This is a genomic window from Cohnella lupini, assembly GCF_003386205.1.
GTDB classification, from domain to species: domain Bacteria; phylum Bacillota; class Bacilli; order Paenibacillales; family Paenibacillaceae; genus Cohnella; species Cohnella lupini.
Genome location: NZ_QRDY01000003.1, coordinates 459,815 through 480,333 on the forward strand (window position 1 = coordinate 459,815; position 20,519 = coordinate 480,333).

A 20,519-nucleotide genomic window follows, 5' to 3' on the forward strand; every position below is an offset into this window, starting at 1 on the left:
ATTGGTAAAATTGGGTATACTTTAAAAAGGGGGGTGAATTGAAATGGGCCAGTTGCTTCACAGAATGGATGAGGCGAAAACCTATATTCAGTCACGGATTTCCGTTCAACCTCAAGTCGGTCTAATATTAGGATCCGGTTTGGGAGAACTCGCCGACGACATTCAAGACGCTGTCCGGATTCCTTACGAATCGATTCCGCATTTTCCGGTTTCGACGGTCGAAGGCCATGCGGGCCAGCTCGTGACAGGCCGATTACATAATAAGACTGTCATCGCGATGCAAGGGCGGTTTCATTATTATGAAGGCTATTCCATGCAGGAGGTTACCTTTCCCGTACGCGTTATGAAAGCGTTGGGGGTTGACCATCTGATCGTGACTAATGCGTGCGGCGGTATGAATCCCGACTTCAAACCAGGTGATCTCATGCTGATCCAGGACCATTTGAACATGACGGGCGCTAATCCGCTCATCGGGCAGAATGAGCCGGCATTGGGACCGAGATTTCCGGACATGAGCCGAGCGTATACACCAGATTTGCTCGAATTAGTCCGCGAAACTGCAAAGTCGTTAGGCATCGGTATTCAGCAAGGCGTATATGCCGGTATAACAGGACCTACCTATATGACCCCGGCGGAATTGACGATGCTGAGGAAAATGGGCGGAGACGCGGTAGGGATGTCCACGGTTCCGGAGGTCATCGTAGCTAGTCACATGGCTATGAAGGTTATCGGAATATCCTGCGTAACGGATATGGCGATCGGAGAGCATTTGGAGCCGTTAAGCCATGAGCAGGTAATCGAAGTGGCGAATCGCACCAAACCGATGTTTATCACTTTGGTGAAAGAGATCGTATCGCGTTTGTAGTCCCAAGTTTCCATTGGTTTTATGTTCCACATCCATATAACATCATTCAGAAGGAGAGAAACAAGAGATGAAAAAGACGACAAAGATTTTCACGGGAGTCATGCTGATTGCTTCCCTGGCCCTTACGGCTTGCGGAGCGAAGAACAACAACAACGAGGGCGGAGCTAGCGGAAGCGCAAGCCCGAGCGCAAGCCCGAGCGCAAGTGCAAGCGTAAGCGCAAGTCCAAGCGCATCTAGCGATGCGAGCGCCAAAGACATGAAATTCGCGATGGTAACCGACGTTGGCGGAGTAAACGACAAATCGTTTAACCAAAGCGCATGGGAAGGTCTTCAGCGTCTTGAGAAAGATACGGGCGCAAGCGTGAAATACCTAGAAAGCAAAGAAGCGACCAACTACTTGACGAACATCAACCAATTCGTTCGCGACAAGTACGATCTGACTTGGGGGATCGGCTTCTTGATGGTCGATGCGATTAAAGATGCTGCCGCCAAGAACCCGGACTCCAAGCTTGCGATTATCGATAACGTAGTCGAAGCGCCGAACGTAGCTTCCGTTACATTCGCCGAGAACGAAGGCGCGTACCTTGTTGGCGTAGTAGCCGGTCTTACAACGAAAACGAACAAAATCGGTTTCGTAGGCGGTATCGACATCCCAGTCATCAAACGTTTCGAGGTTGGGTTCGTAGCGGGCGTTGCAGCGGTAAATCCGGATGCGAAAGTTACGATCAACTACACTGGCGCATTCGATAAAGCCGACTTGGGTAAAGCAGCCGCGGCGTCCATCTACAACGATGGAGCGGATATTATTTTCCACGCAGCCGGAGGTACCGGTAACGGCGTATTTAACGAAGCGAAAGAACGCTTCAAAGCAGGCAAAAAAGTATGGGTTATCGGCGTAGATAAAGACCAATCCCTGGAATTCGGCGACGACGTGACGTTAACGTCGATGTTGAAAGAAGTAGACGAAGCCGTATATCGCGTTTCCCAAGAAATGATTGCCGGAAAATTCCCTGCAGGCGTTGTTACGACGCTTGGACTGAAAGACAATGCCGTCGGCTTGCCTGAGACTTCCACCAAGAACGTATCCAAAGAAATCTTGGATAAAGTGGAAGAGTACAAAGCAAAAATCATCAGCGGCGAAATCACGGTACCTACCGCACAGTAATTAATAACCAAACAAAGGGTGCTAATATGGAACAGGCGAGAACGGTCGTAGAAATGCGAAATATTACGAAACGTTTCCCCGGCATCGTCGCCAACGACAACGTCAACTTCAAGCTGAGCAAGGGCGAGATTCACGCCCTTCTCGGCGAGAACGGCGCCGGTAAATCGACGTTGATGAACATCTTGTTCGGGCTATATCAGCCGGAAGAAGGGGAAATCTTCGTAAATGAGCAAGAGGTCGCCATTGACGGGCCTAACAAAGCGATCAAACTCGGTATCGGTATGGTGCATCAGCATTTTAAGCTGGTGCACCCTTTTACCGTAACGGAGAACATTATTCTTGGGAGCGAACCTAAGAAGTGGTTAGGTCTTGCGGTCAATAAAAAGCTAGCATACGAGCAAGTGGGCAATCTTTCCAAGCAGTACGGTTTAAATGTGGATCCTTATGCCAGGATCGATGAGATATCGGTCGGAATGCAGCAAAGGGTTGAAATATTGAAGACTTTATATCGCGGCGCGGACATCTTGATCTTCGATGAACCGACGGCTGTTCTGACGCCACAAGAAATCAGCGAATTGCTGGTTATCATGCGTAATCTTGTACAACAAGGCAAGTCCATCGTATTGATTACACACAAACTTAAGGAAATTATGGCGATTGCCGACACGGTCACGATCGTGCGTCGGGGCAAAGTCATTGACAGCTTGCCGGTAGCGGGAACGAATCCGAACCAATTGGCTGAGAAGATGGTCGGACGCGAAGTGTCGCTCAAGCTTGATAAAAAGGTTGCCGTACTGGGCGACCCCGTACTAGAGGTCAAGGATTTAGTCGTGAAGGGCAGATCGGGTTTAAATGCCTTGAACGAAACCTCCTTCGTGTTGAAACGGGGCGAAATTCTAGGTATTGCCGGCGTAGAAGGAAACGGACAAAGCGAACTGATCGAAGCCTTAACGGGATTGCGGTCGGTAGCCGCCGGTTCGATCCGGATCTCCGGAGTTGAAGTAGCGGGTGAATCGCCTCGGAAAATATCCGAAGCGGGGATATCCCTGATTCCGGAAGATCGCCACAAGCACGGCCTCGTTCTTGATTTCCCCGTTCGCGAGAATATGGTACTGGAAACTTATTATCAGCCCCAGTTCAATAAGAATGGATTCATGGACTTCGATGCCATCGATGAGCATGCTACGCGATTAGTGAAAGAATTCGACGTTCGGACGCCTACGATCATGACCGAAGCCCGGGCATTGTCGGGCGGGAATCAACAGAAGGCGATTATCGCCAGGGAAGTGGACAAAAATCCGGACGTGTTGATTGCCGCGCAGCCAACTCGCGGACTAGACGTCGGCGCGATCGAGTTCATTCATAAGAGACTCGTCGAGCAACGCAATATGGGCAAAGCCGTTCTGTTAGTATCCTACGAGTTGGAAGAGATACTGCAACTGTCGGATCGGATTGCGGTTATTTACGAAGGACGCATCGTCGGCGAAGTAAATCCTGCAGAGACCAACGATCAGGAGTTAGGACTGATGATGACGGACTACAAACAACCGCAAGGAGGCTCGAACATTGAACAAGCTGATTAAGGCATTCACGAAGGAGTCCGCCGTTGTTCCGTTCATTGCCATCTTGCTTGGCTTGTTGTTGGGCGCGGTCATCATGCTGATCGGCGGATACGATCCGATTCTTGCTTATAAGTCGTTACTTGAAAAAGTATTCGGGAACCCTTACGATTTCGGCGAAACGCTGACGGCGATAACGCCGCTTATTTTTACGGGGTTAGCCGTGGCATTCGCATTCCGGACCGGATTGTTCAATATCGGCGCGGAAGGGCAATTCATCATGGGAATGACCGGCGCTACGATTATCGGCGTCTCGGTTCACTTGCCGTGGTACATTCATGCTCCGCTTGCCGTGCTGGTCGGCGCTTTCTTCGGAGGTTTCTGGGGAATGATCGCCGGATACCTTAAAGCGGCCAGAGGCGTAAATGAAGTCATTACCACGATCATGTTGAACTGGATCGCGCTCCACTTATCCAATTACATCATTAACGACTACCTGCTTGAACCCGGTAAAGGCCGATCATACATGGTCGACGATTCCGCCGCGGTTACGATAGGCTGGCTTTCGCGGATATTGGACGATGCGCGCATCCATTGGGGAATGTTTTTCGCGATATTGGCAGTCATCTTCTACTATGTATTCTTGTGGAAAACGAAGCAAGGATTCGAGCTTAGGGTTGTCGGAAGCAACGCCGACGCGGCTAGGTATGCGGGGATAAACGTGAATAAAGGCATCATCAAAGCGATGTTCATATCCGGTACGCTTGCGGGATTAGCCGGCGTATTCCAAGTATTAGGCGTATTCCTTAACCAAGCCGTATCGGCCAGCCCCACAGGATATGGCTTCGACGGGATTGCCGTCGCTCTTCTGGGGGGGAATACTCCGATAGGCGTGTTTCTCGGAGCGATATTATTCGGAACGCTATCCTATGGGGCGGCGGGAATGAGCTTCGGAGCGGACGTTCCTCCGGAAATTATTAGAATCGTCATCGGTTCCGTCATCTTCTTCGTTGCAGCGCCGGGAATTATCCGTTGGTTCATTAAGCGGACGTTCGGCAAGAAACGCAAGGGAGAGGTGATATAAATGGACGTGGCAACGCTTGGGAATATGCTTAACACCGCCTTCGTATTCTCCACCGCGCTTATTCTTGCGGCACTTGGCGGCATCATATCCGAACGTTCGGGTATCGTGAACATCGGTTTGGAAGGCCTCATGACCGCCGGCGCTTTCGCCGCGGCCGTGTCAGCGTTCCATGCGCAGGAAGCGGGATACGGAAGCGCATCGCCGTGGATCGGAATGTTCGCCGGGGCGCTGTTCGGCGTACTCTTCGCTTTAATTCATGCGGTAGCGACCATAACCTTCCGTGCGGATCAGGTCGTTAGCGGCATCGTCATTAACTTCATCGCGGCCGGATCGACTCTATATCTGGTCAAGCTGTTGTTCGAAGGCGCCGGCGAGACCTCGTTGGTCGACGAAGTATTCCATAAGGTCAAAATTCCTTTTCTGTCGGATATTCCGATTATCGGAGAAGGTCTGTTCAATTCCTACCCGACCACGTATCTTGCTCTGATCTTGGTCGGTATCGTCTATTACGCGTTATACAAGACGCCTTTCGGGCTCCGTCTTCGTTCCGTTGGCGAGCACCCGAGCGCCGCGGACACGGTAGGCATCAAGGTCCTCAGAATGCGTTACACGGCTGTGCTGCTAAGCGGAGTATTGGCTGGGCTTGGCGGGGCAACGATCGCCATGACGACTACGGGAACCTTCTCGCATAACACGATATCCGGTCAGGGGTTTATCGCGCTTGCCGCCGTTATTTTCGGAAAATGGAATCCGCTCGGCGCTCTAGGTGCCGCTTTATTCTTCGGTTTCGCGCAGTCGATCAACAACGTGCTGCAATTGTTCGATTTCTCGTCGCAGATTCCTTCGGAGTTCATCTATATGCTGCCTTACGTGTTGACTATTCTCATTCTAGTCGGCGCCGTAGGTCGATCTAAAGCGCCAAGCGCATTGGGAGAACCGTATTTCCAAGGGAAAAGGTAAGCAAATATTCAGCAACATTAAAAGGCTGTCCCACTCGGGACAGCCTTTAATATATTCCGTTCTGTAGTTATGAGCAAGGAAATAAGAAATAATGGCCCAATTAGAATTTGACGCCTTCCGTATAGGTGTTGCCGGCGTTCCATAAGAGATATTCTTGCACGCCGCTATCGTTCAGCGCTTTAATCTGCGCTTGTACTTCCGCCGCTCCGTATTTCGCGTAATGCCCTTTGCCGAGCCAACTCGCCGTAAAATCTTGAATCCAAGGGCGAATGATCGGTTTCTTATCTCCTAATGGATCGAGTTTCTTATGCGTGTCGACCATGGCGCCTTTAATCGTTGCGTAAGGCGCTTTGTCCGGATCCTTCTGCTTGAACCATCCCGTGCTGTAATGACTTGGATAGATCATCGGGCAGATAACGTTCACGGCGTTGGAAATTTTGACGAAATCCTGGCCGATCCCTTCCGCGGCAGGAACGGAAGCCGCATAGCCGAATATATCGACCGATACTCTGACGCCAAGCGGTGCCAACTCTTTCTTGGCGAATTCCACGAAACTAGCTACCGTATCGACCCTGCTTAATTCGTTTTTCGTGAATTTAAGGCTATCCGCCTTTTTTTCAAAACCCTCTGGGAACCTGACGTAGTCGAATTGAATTTCCTTAAAGCCTAATTTGGCCGCTTCTTTCGCGACTTCGACGTTATATTCCCAAACCTTCTTGTCGTACGGATTCACGAATTTGTCGTTGTTATTGTTATGCCATATCGTTCCATCTTTTTGCACGAAGGACATCTCAGGATGCTTCTTGGCGAGAACGCTGTCCTTGAAAACGACTACCCGGGCAATGGGGTAAATGTCGTGCTCCTTCAAAGTCGTCATTAATTTGTTGATATCCCTGATATAGGGTTGCGGGCTACCCAGCTTTTTCAACGTCGGATTGTCCGTCTTGTAAGTAATGTTGCCCAAGTCGTCCTTGATATCGATTACCATCGAATTCAATTCCGTTTTATCGAGCAGGTTGAGGAGCTTAGCCATCCTTTCGCCGCCAGCGCTATATGCGGTTACATAAATCCCTTTAACGACGGGAGCATCCGGTTGAGGATCGCCGCTTTCGATTTCGGTTTCCTTACCGGGTTCGGCAGATTGTCCGGGTTGTTCGGCCGACGTTGGCTTCAAATGACTCCAAATATTGCCTAAAGAGTCGTCTGCGTGCGCCGATCCGCCGAATGCGTTGTTGAAAAGCAGGAATAAAGCGAATAAAATATTCATTTGTGTTCTCTCCCCATAAGCTCTGTAAGAAGATTATAAACGAGTTAGGGGGGAGTAGACACAGGTATTTTGTAGTATTTTGCCGAATTCGATCGAGACGGGCACGATATTTTAACGTCGTCTAAATTCTCCGATGACATCGACCGTTTGAACGACGTTTACGAATGCTTTTGAATCCACCTCTTTAATCATTTTTCTTAGTTCCGGTAACTCGTATCGCGTCGTTACTGTCATGAGCATATCCTTTTCCTCGCTCGTGAAAGCTCCCCTGGTTTTGAGGATCGTAACGCCTCTGGGAATTTTCAGAAGTCGGGAAGCAAGCTCTTGAGTGCTGTTGGTCACGATAAACGCGGTTACTTTATGATGCGGAGTGTGGACGGAGTCAATTATTCTTCCCGTTAGATAGATCGACAGCATAGAATAAAGAGCGGCGTTCCAATCGTTCTGGAGAAAACCGAGAGCGGCGACGACGATGGTGTTGAGGAGAACCGTAAGGATGCCGATGGGCAAGTCCCTGTAACGTGATATAATGGAGGCGATGATGTCAAAGCCGCCGGTTGAACCGCCATATCTTAGCGCTACAGTAGTACCCAGCCCGACGAGCACGCCGCCGAAGACGGAAGCTAGGAGTCGGTCGTCAGTCAGTTGAATTTCGGGTATAACCTGAAGGAAGAACGCGGTTGATAGTACCGCTACCATGCTGAGAACAATAAAGCGTCTTCCTAATATTCGATAACCCCAGAGCAAAATCGGGACATTCAGGACAAAATACAACAAGCCGATATTCCATCCGCTCAGGTAACCAATTACCATGGCGACGCCGGAAACGCCGCTGCTTAGCAGCTTTTCTGGAATAAGAAGCAGTTGGAAACCGCATCCGACTGCGGCGGCACTGATTATCATCAAAAATACGGGGCCGATTATGGCAATCCTTTTCATGTTAGCACTCCTTAGTGAGCTTAATGGAACAAAGTGTATTTAGGTTCCCCCAGGTAAAGACGATCATTCCTTTTTGGTACTCTTTTCCTGAGACTGGAGTTTACATGCAGGTTTGTGCTATAATGAACTGATCATTTTTTTGGAAGCCGTAAGTTGAAGGCCCAACACAGAAGGAGATTGAAAAAGTTTGAGCACATTTGCAGAGTTTGGTTTGGAGCCGGACGTTCTTCAAGCCATATCAGAGATGGGATTTGAAGAGGCGACCCCAATCCAAGCGAAAGCCATACCCATTGCCTTAGCAGGCAAAGACATGATCGGGCAAGCACAGACAGGTACCGGTAAAACGGCAGCATTCGGAGTACCCCTAATCAGCAAGATTGCAGCATCGGAAGATCGCATTGTTGCCCTGATCATGGCCCCGACACGCGAGTTGGCTATTCAGGTATCGGAAGAAATCGAGAAGCTTGGACGTTTCAAGGGACTTCGTTCCTTGGCTATATATGGCGGTCAAGACATCTCACGTCAAATCCGCTCGTTGAAGCGGAAACCGCAAATCATCATCGGAACACCCGGTCGTTTGTTAGACCACATTAATCGCAAAACGATTCGCCTGGACGACGTTCGTTCGGTCGTATTGGATGAAGCGGACGAAATGCTCGACATGGGCTTCATGGAAGATATTCAATCCATCTTGAAGCTCGTACCGGAAGAGCGTCAAACCTTGCTGTTCTCGGCAACTATGCCCGCGAACATTCAACGTTTGGCTCAGCAATTCCTGCGCGATCCCGAGCATGTCAAAGTCGAATCGAAGCTGCTTAGCGCACCTCTGATTCAGCAATTCTACGTCGAAATTCAAGAGCGCATGAAATTTGACGGCCTATGCCGTTTGCTCGACATGGAACCGCCTGAATTGGCCATCATCTTCGGTCGTACGAAGCGCCGGGTAGCGGAGCTTTCCGAAGCCCTCATGAAACGCGGATATGCTTGCGACGGGTTGCACGGAGATCTATCCCAGAACCAACGGGATACGGTTATGCGGAAATTCCGCGACGGCAGCATCGATATCTTGGTTGCAACGGACGTAGCGGCTCGCGGACTCGATGTCTCCGGCGTAACGCACGTTATCAACTTCGATTTGCCGCAAGATCCTGAAAGCTACGTTCACCGGATCGGTCGTACCGGCCGCGCGGGCAAAGAAGGAACTTCATGGTCTTTCGTAACCGCTCGCGAAAGCGATCACCTGCATTTCATCGAGAAAGTGACTCGCCATCGCATTTCCAAGAAAATTCTGCCGACGATTTCCGAAGCTATGGAAGGCAAGCAGAAGCTGATGGCAGAGCGTATCATGGATACCGTTCGCTCCGAAGAAGAAGTCAACCCGTTCAAATGGGTGGCTATGCAACTTCTCGAGCAATACGATTCCGTTCAATTGCTTGCGGCGGCAATGAAATTGCTGACAGGCGATAAGAAGGACGTCAATATCGAGTTGACTCCCGAGGATCCCGTTCGCGGCAAGAAACGCAAATTCGAAGGCAATCGCGGCGGTACCGGCGGCGGATATAGCAGCGGAGGCAGCGGACGTCGTTACGGCGGAAGCGGCGGAAGCAGCAGCGGCGGTGGTGGCCAAGGCGCTTGGCGTCAAGGCGGAAGCGGCGGTCAAAGCCGCAGCGGTTCGAGCTATGGCGGCGGACAACGCAAGCCTTATAGCGGCGGCAATCGTCCGAGCGGCGGCGCGCGGGATGACAGCAGTTACCGGGATGCTAATCGTGGCGGACGTCCTGAACGTCGCGACGATACTCGCGGTACTCGTTCCCAGAACGAAGATTTCGTTAAGATCTAAACCAGAAGCTTACTGACGACTGTCATCAGGGAGGAATCCCCATGGAAATGCGGGGCATGATGGGTGGCTTTTACAAGCTATCCGAATGGATTATGAGATTGTCAGTTACGAATGTACTATGGCTTCTCACATCGTTTCCTTTTTGGTTAATGGTAATCAGTTTTCTTGGAGTCAGCGATACGGAGCAATTGAAGGCGAATATTATTTTCCTTGCGATTGTTGCACCTTTCACCTTGTTTCCGGCGACCTCTGCAATGTTCTCGGTCGCCCGGAAATGGGTTTTAGGGGATACGGACGTTCCGCTCCTTAAGACTTTTTTCCGTAACTACAAGCAGAACTATGTGCAAGCGATGATCGGCGGCATTTTCTACGCGCTATTATTCGCGGTATTGATCATTGATTTTCAGGTCTACTTGAAGCAAATGACCGGATTTCAGCTGATTGCGTACTTATTTATCGCATTGATGCTGTTATTGCTTATTTCTTTGTTGCACTTCTTCTCTCTTTTGTCCCATTTTCATATGAAAACGATTCAATTGCTCAAAAACGCGTTAATTTTGACAATCGGTCGTCCGATTCGTTCATTGATCATGGTCATCGGAGCAGCGGCGGTTCTTTTCTTGAGTACAAGGTTTACGTTTCTGATCCCCTTCTTCTTCGGCAGCGTCATCGCCGTCTATACTTTCTACAATTTCAATATGGTTATCCAGAAAATGATGTTGATGAAAGAAGAATCCGAAACGAAGAAGTCCGACGAATCGGATTCGGAAGAAGAAGGACAGAAGCAAATCTGAGGCTCGCCATTTTACTTTTCTTATCCACCTGCTTATAATGAGAATACTCCTGCCATGTACGTTACGACGCTTAAATGTTTTGAACCATTGTTTGTTTCCCGGGAGCTCTAGATTGCCGAGTAGCTGACATGCCCCCGAAAAGGGAAGTCAAAAACTCCGCTGCGGGCACCCACCTGCCAAAGCAGGTTCAGAAACATGCACGTCGGACGGCATAGGCGGGTTTTTTCTATCCTTGGACTTTAATCCCCGGGTCAGGCGTGATAAGATAGAATGTAGCGCCAAGGGTACCCGGAGGGAGAGAGAGTATTGAAGCGATTGCTGATTGGTTTAATCCGCAGCCATGAACATACGAGCGATAGGTCCAAGGATCCTAAGCTGAAGTCTCATTATTATCGGCTTTCGAAGGACCGTGCTTGGGACGAAGTAAGTTCTATCTTGAAGAAAATGAAGGGCTACAAGGTTCTTCACGAAGTACAGACCGTTGGCGAGATCGTTATGGAGAAGAAAACGATGTCGGGTCGTACGATGGACATTACTATCCAAGTGGTGGGTACAAGCCCGGGCAACACGGCCGTAGACATTTATTCGGCATCCCGCGGATCGCTTGGCGATCTGGGCGCGAATTACCGCATTATTCAAGAAATTTACAGTGTATTGGATCGAAAACTGTCCTCTTACAAAACATAGATAAACGGATGAAATAGAAAAGCGAGGAAGGCGCTGGGCCTAACCTCGCTTTTGTTGTATTCGCTTTAAATTGGAGTTACGATTAGATCAAGCTTCTGACGGCTGCTACAGCGGCTTCGTAATCGGGATGCTCGGTCATTTCTTTAAGTACTTCTACATAAGTAATTTGATCGTTGGCATCGACGACGAAGATCGCTCTCATATCCAAGTGCAATTCTTTGATCAATACGCCGTAGGATTTACCGAAGGCATTTTCCTTGTAGTCTGACAGCAACACGACGCGATCGACTCCGGCAGCTCCGCACCAACGGGCTTGCGCCATAGGAAGATCCGCGCTGACGGTGATGATGACAACGTTATCGCCGAGTTTGGATGCTTCTTCGTTGAAACGACGAGTTTGCGCATCGCACACTCCCGTATCGATGGAAGGAACGACGCTGATCAGCTTGACTTTGCCTGCGAAATCTTGCAACGAGGAAGTTTCCAGCAGGTTTTTGTTTAGAGTGAAATCGGGAGCGGAATCTCCGGCTTTAAGTACGGGACCGACCAGTGTGATGGGATTGCCTTTAAGTGCTGCTGAACGTTCTTGGGACATTAGAATATTCCTCCTTCATTGATAAGGTTTGCCGTAATCATTATAATCGTTATCGAATACCCTTGTCCAATCATTGGCACAAGCGGATGCGCGTGGAAGGGGTCACTACATTGGAACTTAGGCAACTACAATATTTCGTTCAAGTCGCGAGGCTGCAGCATGTTACGAAGGCAGCAGAGGAGCTGCATGTGGCCCAATCCGCGGTGAGCAGGCAAATCCACAGGCTGGAGGAAGAACTCGGCATTCGTCTGTTCATGCAGCGAGGACGGAACGTCCAATTGACTCCGGTAGGACAATTGTTCCTCCGCCGTGCGGAAACGCTATTAGGCGATTTGGATCGAGCGGTTATGGAAATCCACGAATTCCTGGATCCGGAAGTCGGGGAAATCAGAATGGGTTTCCCGCATAGTCTCGGAATCCATCTCGTTCCTCAGGTTGTCGCGGCATTCCGTAAGCTTCATCCTAATGTGAAGTTCAGGTTCCGCCAAGGGATGTATCCCTCCTTGATTCGGGACGTGGTGGATGCGGAAGTGGACATCGCCTTTATCTCCCCATACCCGGAGACTAGCGAGCAGGTGACCGGAGAGGTCGTCTTAACGGAAGAACTGTTCGCGATCTTGCCGGACACGCACCGGCTGGCCATGGAAGATTCGATAAAGCTAAGCGATCTGAAAGATGAAACGTTCGTTCTGTTCGGCAATGGATATTCGTTGCGGCCGATTGTGTGGGAGGCTTGCAAGAAAGCGGGCTTTACTCCCAAGATAGGCTTCGAGGGAGAGGAGTCCGGTACGATTCGGGGACTTGTCTCGGCGGGGATGGGCGTAAGCTTATTGCCGGAAATGGCAATGTACGAAACGAGCTCCATGATGCCCGCCGTCGTGAAAATAAGCGAGCCGCACGTGACGAGAACGATCGGGCTTATTCGCAGATCCGGAGAGAAGCTGCCGCTCGTTGTCCAGATGTTTCATACGTTTTTGCTCGATTTTTTCAAAAACCATTACAAGACCCTGTAATAAGTAAGCGATTCGAAACTAAAGGGAGCCCCGCATGGTCATTCAGACCATGCGGGGCTCCCTTTAGTTGTGCTATTCCTCGCGATTGCTCGTGAAGATCATGATGTACTTGAGTAATTCGAGAAGGGAGATCAATGCGGCCGCGACATAGGTCAACGCGGCTGCGTTCAACACTTTGGCAACTCCGCGTTCCTCGTCGTTCGTAATGAACCCCTCGGAAATCATGATGTCGCGCGCCCGGGAACTTGCGTTGAATTCGACGGGCAAAGTGACCAGTTGGAATGCGACTGCCGCCGAGAAGAAAATAATCCCCAATCCGATGAGATTAAACGATTGAAACAAGAAACCTCCGATCAGCAGGAACGGGGATATCCCCGAAGCGATACGTACGAAAGGGAACATCCTATGGCGGATGACGAGCATAGGATAAGAGTTACGATGCTGGATGGCATGTCCGACTTCATGGCAGGCCACTGAAATGGCTGATATCGACGTCTCGTAATAGACGGGCTCCGACAGCCTTACGACTCTTTGGATGGGATCATAATGGTCCGAGAGGCGTCCCGGAACGGCTTCGATCGGGACATCTTGCAATCCGTTGCGGTCCAACATGCGCCTTGCCGCTTCGTATCCGGTCAGGCCGCTTGCGTTGCGGACGTCAGACCAGCGGTTGAACGTGCTTTTGACCCGATATTGAGCCCACAACGACAAGACGAATGCGATAATAATTAGAAAATCCATCGGGTGAAAGAGCAACATGATGATATGCCTCCGTGAAGATAGTGAATGGCCTAAACGTCTTACATGAAGTTACTCTTCCCTAAAAGCAGAAGAAGCGCTTCGACGCATGCGGCGGTTTGCGGCGTGATCGCGCGGAAGAGACGTTTAGCTTGCTGTGGCTTCAGTTGGTCCAACACAGGCTCCAGTTCCTTCACTTCGCGCTCGAGCATGGCCAAGTGGGTCTGCAGGTCCGAAAGCTTGCGGCTCACCGCTTCGTCCGTCACTACCCGATTCATAGAAGTGAATTGCTCGCGGATTTCTTCCAGTGAGAATTTCTGTGACTTTAATTGTTCGATGCGTCGTATGCGCGATAAGGTTTCATCGTCATATAATCGATAATTGCCGGTAGATCTCTTGGCCGGGGCCAAAAGTCCAAGACCCGTATAATAATCAATGGTGCGAGGGCTAATGCCGGCTAACATGGAAAGTTCTCCAATCCGGTACAGTTGTGGAGAATTCATCGGTCCGTTTCGCATCGATTAACCTTCTTTCATGCTCTTTTCTTTATTCTTCTACTATACAGAATGGTGAAGCGTACAGTCAAACGTGATACTTAAACCAGGATCGCCTATATTTATTGGTATTTAAGCAGCGTGTGGGATATAAACTTACATAATACGAGTGCATGTCAGGTTAAAGAATAATCGCGATGGGCAGAAAGGGGTTAAATTCCAACTTGAGGGAAAATGTGGCCTAAATCCTAACATTAAACGCTATTAATATAGTTAATGTTAGATTTTTGGCGTATTTATTGAACTTTTTTGCTAAAACCGTATTGTCAAATCGTAAAGATCAACCTATAATGACACTAAGCCTTTCTTAAAATGTCAAGAAACATTACACGTAGGGAGTGGTCGTTGTGATCAAGAAAAGTTTAGTTTCGTTGGGTGCACTTCTCGTGCTGTTTCCAACAATGGCGTTCGCGGAGGATCCATCCGCAGCAACACTGAATATGGGTTTGAATGCAATGTGGGTTATGGTTGCAGCGGTACTCGTACTCCTTATGCAAGGCGGATTTATTCTTCTAGAAGCAGGCTCTACCCGTATGAAGAATGCCGGTCACGTTGCCGGTAAAACGATTTTTACGCTTGGTTTAGCTTCGATCGTTTATTGGGCGGTCGGTTACGGAATTTCGTTCGGTGGAGATGCATCGGAATCGCTGAACAAATTCATGGGAGTAGGTAGCTTCTTCTTTAACCCGGATGTCGCATCGGTCGATAACGGATTGCCGACTTCGGTATTTTTCATCTTCCAATTAGCGTTCGCGGCGGTTTCGCTGTCCATCGCATGGGGCGGATTCGCAGAACGTGCTAAATTATCGGCTTACTTAATCTTTACGCTATTCTTCGTATCCGTCATCTATCCGGTTATCGCTCACTGGATCTGGGGCGGCGGTTGGTTGGCTAAAGACGGAGCGCAAGATTTCGCGGGTTCGACGGTCGTTCACTTAACGGGTGCTATCGGCGCATTGGCCGCTACCATCTTGCTTAAGCCTCGTATCGGTAAATTCAACAAAGACGGTTCGGCTAACGAGATCCTTGGTCATAACCAAGTGTTCACAGCTCTTGCCGTACTCATTCTCTGGGTAGGTTGGTTCGGATTCAACGCAGGTAGCACGGTTGCTATCGGCGACGGATTTTTCGGTTTCGTAGCATTCAACACCCAATTGGGCGCAGCGGCTGGCGCAGTTGCAGCATTGCTGATCTCTTGGTTGGTTAACGGCAAAGCGGATATTACCGCGATGCTGAACGGAGCATTAGCTGGTCTGGTTGCAATCACCGCTTCTTGCGCATTCGTTGACCCTTGGGCAGCGGTTGTAATCGGTTTGGTTGCAGGCGTACTCGTATTCTTCAGCGCTAAATTCTTCGAAAAAATCAAAGTCGACGATCCGATCTATGCGCTATCCGTTCACGGAGCAGCAGGAGTTTGGGGAACGTTGGCGAATGGTTTATTTGCAACGGAAGCACTTGCAGGTAAAGTTGGTATCGGTCAAGCGGGTCTTTTCGAAGGCGGCGGCGGACATCAATTGTGGATCCAATTCCAATCGGTTGTTGTTTGCGGAGCATTCGCGTTCGTAGCTTCGTTCATCGTACTGTGGGTCGTGAAACAAGTCATCGGCTTCCGCGTTACGGAAGAACAAGAAATCATCGGTCTCGATTTGAGCGAGCACGGTAACTACGGTTACCCTGAGCAAATGAAAAAAGCCGGTACGTCGGTATAATAAGCTAGTCTTATCGCCGGCGTAATTACAGGAGGGGTAGAAACCGCATGCGCGATCCCATAGGGGAGAAGCGGTTGCTTGACATCACCGGCGCCGAGGATCTCGAGCGATTGAGGTCGATTAGGGAAAGAGAACAAACCCGTTTGGCGACGGAGCTGTCCACCTCTCCGGCATATGCAGTAGTGGGGACGTTAAATGAAATTCACGACGCTCTCATTACTCAAGCGTTAAAGCTTGCTGAGGACGATTTGGCACGGTTGGGACTTGGCGTCCCACCCGTGCCTTATACGTATATGCTATACGGTAGCGGTGGGCGCTTTGAGCAGACGATGCACAGCGATCAAGATAGCGGTCTCGTGTACGCGAATGCTTCTAATGAGGTCGAAGAAGAACATTGCCGCAATTACTTTCACATGTTTGCCGAAACCGCAGTTCGGAAATTGATTCAGCTGGGTTATCCCCCTTGCGAGGGAAGCGTCATCTCTTCGAATCCGGAATGGTGCTTGTCGCTTAGCGGCTGGGAGCAGAAGATCGATAATTGGTTCGCCGAACCGAGCTGGGAGAACGTAAGATATTTACTGATCGCGGCGGATGGACGACCGGTTGTCGGCGATCCCGAGTTGGCGTTAAAGCTGCAAAACAGATTCTTTAGCGATATGCTGGGCAACCCGATAATAGCCCGCAGAATGATGGAGAACACCATTCGCCATAAAGTCCTTGTCGGCGTCTTCGGTCAGCTGTTAACGGAGAGATACGGCGATAACGCCGGAAGCTTGGATATCAAGTATGGCGCCTACATTCCAATGGTCAACGCGTTCAGACTGCTTGCCGTGCAAGCCGGAATTCGGGAGACGAGCACGATAAGAAGAATCGAAGCTTTAGTTCGGGCGGAGTTGCTCACCGCGGAAGAGGCCGAAGAGGCGATCGAGGCATTCTCTTTCTTCTTGAAGCTACGGTTGCTGGCAACGATAGCCGACGAAGAGGGTCAGATGGTCGGAACAGGGAAAATCCCGGCAGATCAATTGACGAAGGAAATGAAGATTCCGCTCAAAAAAGCGTTAAAAGCCGGCCAAAAAATACAACGCAGAGTTCAAAAGGAGTTGCAGCACCGCTTCGGCGGGAGGTGAATGCGATGAAGGAACCCAAAGATACGAATTCGATGGGGAGAATGTGGAATTTATACAAGATGGGCGGGCTTACTCCGGCCATAGCTTCAATGCTTGGCGCATCCAATGCGCAACAAATGGCCTTTATTCGTTCCATGAATCGTGATCAACGCAAGGAAAGTTCCTTGGAGATGCAGCTTTCGGAGATGGACGCGGTTGTCTTCGATCTGGAGACAACCGGGTTCTACCCCTATAACGGCGACGAAATTCTTTCGATCGGCGGAGTAATCATTCGCGGCGGAGATTTCGAAGAGGCGGAGCCGTTCTATCAGCTCGTGAATCCGAAGAGAAAAGTTCCGCGCCATATTACGGAGTTAACGGGAATTACGAATGAGATGGCGGAGAATGCTCCGGACTTGATGCAAGTGCTGCATGATTTTATGGATTTCGTGGGCAAAAGGGTATTGATTGCCCATGGCAGCGGGCACGACAAGCAATTCCTGAACTGCGCGTTGTGGCGTACGTCGAAGGTAAACCTCACGCATAGGATCGTGGATACGATGATGATCGCGAAGTGGTTGGAGCCTAAAGCGGTCCAATACGGTCTGGATGAAGTGTTGGGGCGTTACGGAGTCGAAATAACGGAACGGCATCACGCGCTGCACGATTCGGTTATGACCGCAAAGCTCTATTTCAAATTTCTTAAATTGATTAAAGACAGGCAAGTCACGACTCTTGGCGAGTTATACGCATATTTAAGCCGACATTGACCACTACGGCTCTCGCTTAATCGGTAATTGTTCCCAATGGTTATGGGGATTCAATCGATATACGGCAATGTCATGATCGCCGTGAGAGAAGCTGACAATCCAATAGGTGCACCAGGGGATGTACCCCTGGCTATCGCTTAGGCTGGGAACGGCAGAGCCTAGGGGATGGGAATGGAATAAACCGACGATTACTCGTTGGTTTTTTTGTGCGCGGAAATAAGCTTCGATCCAGTCATCGGGATGAAAGGCGAAAGCGATATCGGGCGTGGGAGACACGTTGCGAACGAGCTCGAAGCCATCGGCCGTAACTGTTCCGTTGTCCTCGGAGCCGTAGATTATCCCGCAAGTTTCGTAGGGGAGTCGCTGACTGGCGACGGTTGTTAGATCAGTTTCCAACGCGGCGGACACAATGACTTCATTGACATAATTCATCCAAGTCCTCTCCTTCACTAAGAGTATGAAGGAAGGCGAGGGAAGCAAGCAAGCCTTATTGAACCTTTTTGCCAGGCTTAACCATGAAGAATACAAGTCCCAAGGCGATTAACGACAAAGATGAAACGGTAATGAATACAAGTTGATGAGAAATTCCCATTAACCATCCGAACAACGGAGGGCCGAACGCAACGCCGAAAAATCTCAAGCTGCTATACAGAGACGTAATCATCCCGCGTTCCGCTTTCTCGACGGCACCTGTAATCATCGTGTTCAAGCAGGGCAGCAACAATCCCGTACCAATGCTGCTTATCGTCAGTAATCCGATAAATACGTACAAATTCGAGTTAAACCAAATGGCCAGCGCTAAGGAGACAACCATAAGGGCTAAGCCGATATTCATAAGCCACCGCATCAGAACGCCGTTTTTCCGAATAAGCGTGCCGGTAAGGTAAGCGGTGAGAACCATCCCCAGTAAGGGAATAGCCAGCACGAAGCCTTTACGAACGCCTTCGATGGTGTAGGGCGGCTCTTCCAATAGGTTAGACAGGAAGAACAGAATGCCGAACAGAATGAATAAAGCTAATGAGCCGGCGAAAAAAGAAGAAAGTAGCCATCGGCCATCCGTGGCGAATATACGCTTAATGGATTTTAAGTATGCCTTTAGCGCTTGAGGAGGCTCGCTTCTTTTCGGTTCTTTAATGAGGAACAATACCGCAAGCAACGACAGCAAACAGAAGGCGGGAAAAGCGAAGAAGGCGGCATACCATACGATGAGGGCGAGCAAAGAGCCCAAAATAGGGCTAACGACTTTGCCCGTACCGTTGGAGGCTTCGATCAGTCCTAACGCTTGGCTTTCCTGCCCGTCCTTATACATGTCTCCGACCAAAGCCATGGCGATGGGAGCGGTACCCGCCGCGCCGATTCCCTGAAGCGCTCTTGCGCCGATCAGGAGACCGAAGGAATCCCACACGGCCGCGAAGCCGGCGAGAATGCCCGCGCCTCCGTAGAGGATCAGGGATGGAATCATAACCGATTTTCGCGTGAATCTGTCCGATAAATAACCGGCAATGGGAATGATGATGGCAGCGGAAACGGAAAACAAACTGATAACCAGACTGCTTCGAAATTTCGATATTCCCAATTCCGATTGCAAGGTGGGAAGAATAGGTACAAGCATGGAGTTGCCCAAGACGAGCACCAGCGGAACCGTGGATAAGGCGATGTATTCCCAGATCTTGCTTTTACGACCGCCTTTGGAATCGGAATTGTTCTTGGCTTGCGCATTGTCCGATGATTGTTCGGAGCTAATATCGCTACTGAAGGTAACCGACAGCTTACGTCTGGATTTGGTTCCTGCGGACAATCCAAATTCCTCCTTATATTGAGATTTCATAGGTAGAAATAAAGTCAAGTCAGGGTTAACGTTCCCTTAAGGATAGGTCCATATTCGAAAGGCTTTAGGAACAAGGATTGAAGTGTTTTGGAGGCGGAATTGGAACCTTAAGCTTAAATGGGGTAAGATAAAAGAAAACAGCGATGCTTGGAAAGAGTGAAAATAGCCATGAAGAAAAATATCGCAATACTCGTTTTGGTGTTCGTTGCAGTCGGTGCAGTCTGGTTTTGGGATTCCCCCGGCAAGAAGCCGGAAGAGGAAACGAAGGCCGGCGTAGCGGTAGGCTTGGCAGGAGATATACCGTCGGCTCCATCGCCGAAAGCGAACCGGTATGCGCCTCCTTTCAGCTTAGCGTCTCTGGATGGAACAACCTCGTATGAAGTCGGGGGAAAGAGGGATAAAGCGCTTATCGTTAACTTCTGGGCGGCTTGGTGCGGGCCTTGCGAGGTCGAAGCGCCGGATCTAAAGGATATTTACGAGAAGCATAAAGACAAGCTGGATTTATACGCGGTGAACGCAACCAATTTCGATAAGCTAAGGGAAGCCAAGGATTTCGTTAAGGAGCAAGAGATCGTATTTCCCGTCCTAACCGACGCGAAGGGCATAGCCGGGGATCTATATAAAGTGTCCGCCTATCCGGTCAGCTTCATTATCGACCGAAACGGCGTTATACGCCATCGAATCGAGGGAGTTATCGAGCGAGAGCAGTGGGAGTTATACTTGCAAGAGGTTATTAATTCTTAAAGCTGGCGGTATTGGGCGTGTCAATAGGACTTCCGTAAAGATCGAGCAAGCGGATCTTTACGGAAGTCCTATTTTTCATGCATCCGAATTTCATCTGGAAACAAAAAAAGAGAGGCTCGCGCCTCTCCGGTCAATCAATGGTTTATTAAACCGTGGGTTTCTCGAGCAAGCTCGGGTGTTATCTCATCCTTGACCATGCTAAGCAAGCTATTTAGCCCCCAAATGAATTTGGACAGTACACCCCTTACTCCGATACAATCAGATTAAGGTGGAGGGGAACGTAATGAAGAAGATGCAGTATG

20 protein-coding genes and 1 other RNA gene are annotated in these 20,519 nt (G+C 49.7%); 14 read left to right on the forward strand and 7 right to left on the reverse strand.

All coding sequences use genetic code 11. The features are described 5' to 3' along the window. Nucleotides 1-43 precede the first annotated feature (43 nt). From DFP95_RS09015 to DFP95_RS09035, 5 genes are all read left to right on the forward strand, one after another. Entirely contained in the window at nucleotides 44-865 is an 822-nt protein-coding gene (locus DFP95_RS09015; protein ID WP_115992250.1) for a purine-nucleoside phosphorylase, read from the forward strand. A 67-nt stretch (nucleotides 866-932) separates the two neighbouring features. Then, nucleotides 933-2,030: a BMP family lipoprotein gene (locus DFP95_RS09020; protein ID WP_115992251.1), complete on the forward strand. Its 1,098-nt coding sequence runs from the start codon at nucleotides 933-935 to the stop codon at nucleotides 2,028-2,030. 26 nt (nucleotides 2,031-2,056) lie between these two features. After that, entirely contained in the window at nucleotides 2,057-3,613 is a 1,557-nt protein-coding gene (locus tag DFP95_RS09025; protein ID WP_115992252.1) for an ABC transporter ATP-binding protein, read from the forward strand. Further along, the gene (locus tag DFP95_RS09030) at nucleotides 3,597-4,673 is read left to right on the forward strand and encodes an ABC transporter permease (protein WP_115992253.1); all 1,077 of its coding nucleotides are present in this window, start codon (nucleotides 3,597-3,599) and stop codon (nucleotides 4,671-4,673) included. Before DFP95_RS09025 ends, DFP95_RS09030 begins: the two co-directional genes overlap by 17 nt. Then, nucleotides 4,674-5,633 (forward strand): ABC transporter permease, encoded by a 960-nt coding sequence (locus tag DFP95_RS09035; RefSeq protein WP_115992254.1) that lies wholly within the window; start codon nucleotides 4,674-4,676, stop codon nucleotides 5,631-5,633. A gap of 100 nt (nucleotides 5,634-5,733) precedes the next feature. Here DFP95_RS09035 and DFP95_RS09040 read toward each other — a convergent pair whose 3' ends face one another. Together DFP95_RS09040 and DFP95_RS09045 are read right to left on the reverse strand one after the other, a co-directional pair. Further along, entirely contained in the window at nucleotides 5,734-6,900 is a 1,167-nt protein-coding gene (locus tag DFP95_RS09040; protein ID WP_115992255.1) for a putative glycoside hydrolase, read from the reverse strand. Between the two features lie 111 nt (nucleotides 6,901-7,011). Continuing rightward, nucleotides 7,012-7,839, reverse strand: coding sequence for a YitT family protein (locus DFP95_RS09045; RefSeq protein WP_115992256.1), 828 nt, complete (start codon nucleotides 7,837-7,839; stop codon nucleotides 7,012-7,014). Between the two features lie 187 nt (nucleotides 7,840-8,026). Here DFP95_RS09045 and cshA point away from each other — a divergent pair, with 187 nt between their 5' ends. From cshA to DFP95_RS09065, 4 genes are all read left to right on the forward strand, one after another. Further along, the gene (gene cshA, locus DFP95_RS09050) at nucleotides 8,027-9,679 is read left to right on the forward strand and encodes a degradosome RNA helicase CshA (RefSeq protein ID WP_115992257.1); all 1,653 of its coding nucleotides are present in this window, start codon (nucleotides 8,027-8,029) and stop codon (nucleotides 9,677-9,679) included. 41 nt (nucleotides 9,680-9,720) lie between these two features. After that, nucleotides 9,721-10,473 (forward strand): YesL family protein, encoded by a 753-nt coding sequence (locus DFP95_RS09055; RefSeq protein ID WP_115992258.1) that lies wholly within the window; start codon nucleotides 9,721-9,723, stop codon nucleotides 10,471-10,473. A 43-nt stretch (nucleotides 10,474-10,516) separates the two neighbouring features. Continuing rightward, a non-coding RNA gene (gene ssrS, locus DFP95_RS09060) (6S RNA) lies at nucleotides 10,517-10,699 on the forward strand. An 80-nt stretch (nucleotides 10,700-10,779) separates the two neighbouring features. Then, nucleotides 10,780-11,160: a DUF1499 domain-containing protein gene (locus DFP95_RS09065; protein WP_115992259.1), complete on the forward strand. Its 381-nt coding sequence runs from the start codon at nucleotides 10,780-10,782 to the stop codon at nucleotides 11,158-11,160. Between the two features lie 82 nt (nucleotides 11,161-11,242). Here the strand turns inward: DFP95_RS09065 and tpx are convergent, their stop codons facing one another. After that, nucleotides 11,243-11,755: a thiol peroxidase gene (tpx, locus tag DFP95_RS09070; RefSeq protein ID WP_115992260.1), complete on the reverse strand. Its 513-nt coding sequence runs from the start codon at nucleotides 11,753-11,755 to the stop codon at nucleotides 11,243-11,245. Nucleotides 11,756-11,865: 110 nt separating this feature from the next. Between tpx and gltC the strand changes: the two genes are divergently transcribed. Further along, nucleotides 11,866-12,768, forward strand: a complete 903-nt coding sequence (gltC, locus tag DFP95_RS09075; RefSeq protein WP_115992261.1) for a glutamate biosynthesis transcriptional regulator GltC — start codon at nucleotides 11,866-11,868, stop codon at nucleotides 12,766-12,768. A gap of 72 nt (nucleotides 12,769-12,840) precedes the next feature. Here gltC and DFP95_RS09080 read toward each other — a convergent pair whose 3' ends face one another. Next, nucleotides 12,841-13,527, reverse strand: coding sequence for a zinc metallopeptidase (locus DFP95_RS09080; RefSeq protein ID WP_115992262.1), 687 nt, complete (start codon nucleotides 13,525-13,527; stop codon nucleotides 12,841-12,843). Between the two features lie 41 nt (nucleotides 13,528-13,568). Then, the gene (locus DFP95_RS09085) at nucleotides 13,569-14,024 is read right to left on the reverse strand and encodes a MerR family transcriptional regulator (protein WP_115992263.1); all 456 of its coding nucleotides are present in this window, start codon (nucleotides 14,022-14,024) and stop codon (nucleotides 13,569-13,571) included. Between the two features lie 437 nt (nucleotides 14,025-14,461). Between DFP95_RS09085 and DFP95_RS09090 the strand changes: the two genes are divergently transcribed. The 3 genes from DFP95_RS09090 to DFP95_RS09100 are packed head-to-tail and all read left to right on the forward strand — an operon-like array spanning nucleotide 14,462 to nucleotide 17,645. Beyond that, nucleotides 14,462-15,769 carry an ammonium transporter gene (locus tag DFP95_RS09090; protein ID WP_181907332.1) on the forward strand — a complete coding sequence of 436 codons (1,308 nt, stop codon included), beginning with the start codon at nucleotides 14,462-14,464 and terminating at the stop codon, nucleotides 15,767-15,769. A gap of 47 nt (nucleotides 15,770-15,816) precedes the next feature. Continuing rightward, nucleotides 15,817-16,896: a DUF294 nucleotidyltransferase-like domain-containing protein gene (locus DFP95_RS09095; RefSeq protein WP_115992265.1), complete on the forward strand. Its 1,080-nt coding sequence runs from the start codon at nucleotides 15,817-15,819 to the stop codon at nucleotides 16,894-16,896. Between the two features lie 5 nt (nucleotides 16,897-16,901). Next, nucleotides 16,902-17,645, forward strand: a complete 744-nt coding sequence (locus tag DFP95_RS09100) for an exonuclease domain-containing protein (RefSeq protein ID WP_115992266.1) — start codon at nucleotides 16,902-16,904, stop codon at nucleotides 17,643-17,645. Between the two features lie 3 nt (nucleotides 17,646-17,648). Here the strand turns inward: DFP95_RS09100 and DFP95_RS09105 are convergent, their stop codons facing one another. Together DFP95_RS09105 and DFP95_RS09110 are read right to left on the reverse strand one after the other, a co-directional pair. Continuing rightward, complete coding sequence (locus DFP95_RS09105) at nucleotides 17,649-18,077, reverse strand: M67 family metallopeptidase (RefSeq protein WP_115992267.1); 429 nt, start codon at nucleotides 18,075-18,077, stop codon at nucleotides 17,649-17,651. A 55-nt stretch (nucleotides 18,078-18,132) separates the two neighbouring features. Further along, nucleotides 18,133-19,443 (reverse strand): MFS transporter, encoded by a 1,311-nt coding sequence (locus DFP95_RS09110; protein ID WP_245987482.1) that lies wholly within the window; start codon nucleotides 19,441-19,443, stop codon nucleotides 18,133-18,135. Nucleotides 19,444-19,641: 198 nt separating this feature from the next. Here DFP95_RS09110 and DFP95_RS09115 point away from each other — a divergent pair, with 198 nt between their 5' ends. Further along, a complete protein-coding gene (locus DFP95_RS09115; RefSeq protein WP_115992269.1) occupies nucleotides 19,642-20,217 on the forward strand; it encodes a TlpA family protein disulfide reductase in 576 nt (191 codons plus the stop codon). Nucleotides 20,218-20,519 lie beyond the last annotated feature (302 nt).

Bases quoted from the DNA above. Each gene is read 5' to 3' on its own strand.
- DFP95_RS09100 (WP_115992266.1), top strand. From the start codon at position 16,902: ATGAAGGAACCCAAAGATACGAATTCGATGGGGAGAATGTGGAATTTA.
- tpx (WP_115992260.1), bottom strand. From the start codon at position 11,755: ATGTCCCAAGAACGTTCAGCAGCACTTAAAGGCAATCCCATCACACTG.
- DFP95_RS09045 (WP_115992256.1), bottom strand. From the start codon at position 7,839: ATGAAAAGGATTGCCATAATCGGCCCCGTATTTTTGATGATAATCAGT.
- DFP95_RS09025 (WP_115992252.1), top strand. From the start codon at position 2,057: ATGGAACAGGCGAGAACGGTCGTAGAAATGCGAAATATTACGAAACGT.
- DFP95_RS09090 (WP_181907332.1), top strand. From the start codon at position 14,462: ATGGCGTTCGCGGAGGATCCATCCGCAGCAACACTGAATATGGGTTTG.
- DFP95_RS09040 (WP_115992255.1), bottom strand. From the start codon at position 6,900: ATGAATATTTTATTCGCTTTATTCCTGCTTTTCAACAACGCATTCGGC.
- DFP95_RS09085 (WP_115992263.1), bottom strand. From the start codon at position 14,024: ATGCGAAACGGACCGATGAATTCTCCACAACTGTACCGGATTGGAGAA.
- DFP95_RS09020 (WP_115992251.1), top strand. From the start codon at position 933: ATGAAAAAGACGACAAAGATTTTCACGGGAGTCATGCTGATTGCTTCC.
- DFP95_RS09015 (WP_115992250.1), top strand. From the start codon at position 44: ATGGGCCAGTTGCTTCACAGAATGGATGAGGCGAAAACCTATATTCAG.
- DFP95_RS09080 (WP_115992262.1), bottom strand. From the start codon at position 13,527: ATGTTGCTCTTTCACCCGATGGATTTTCTAATTATTATCGCATTCGTC.
- DFP95_RS09095 (WP_115992265.1), top strand. From the start codon at position 15,817: ATGCGCGATCCCATAGGGGAGAAGCGGTTGCTTGACATCACCGGCGCC.
- DFP95_RS09105 (WP_115992267.1), bottom strand. From the start codon at position 18,077: ATGAATTATGTCAATGAAGTCATTGTGTCCGCCGCGTTGGAAACTGAT.
- DFP95_RS09055 (WP_115992258.1), top strand. From the start codon at position 9,721: ATGGAAATGCGGGGCATGATGGGTGGCTTTTACAAGCTATCCGAATGG.
- DFP95_RS09035 (WP_115992254.1), top strand. From the start codon at position 4,674: ATGGACGTGGCAACGCTTGGGAATATGCTTAACACCGCCTTCGTATTC.
- DFP95_RS09115 (WP_115992269.1), top strand. From the start codon at position 19,642: ATGAAGAAAAATATCGCAATACTCGTTTTGGTGTTCGTTGCAGTCGGT.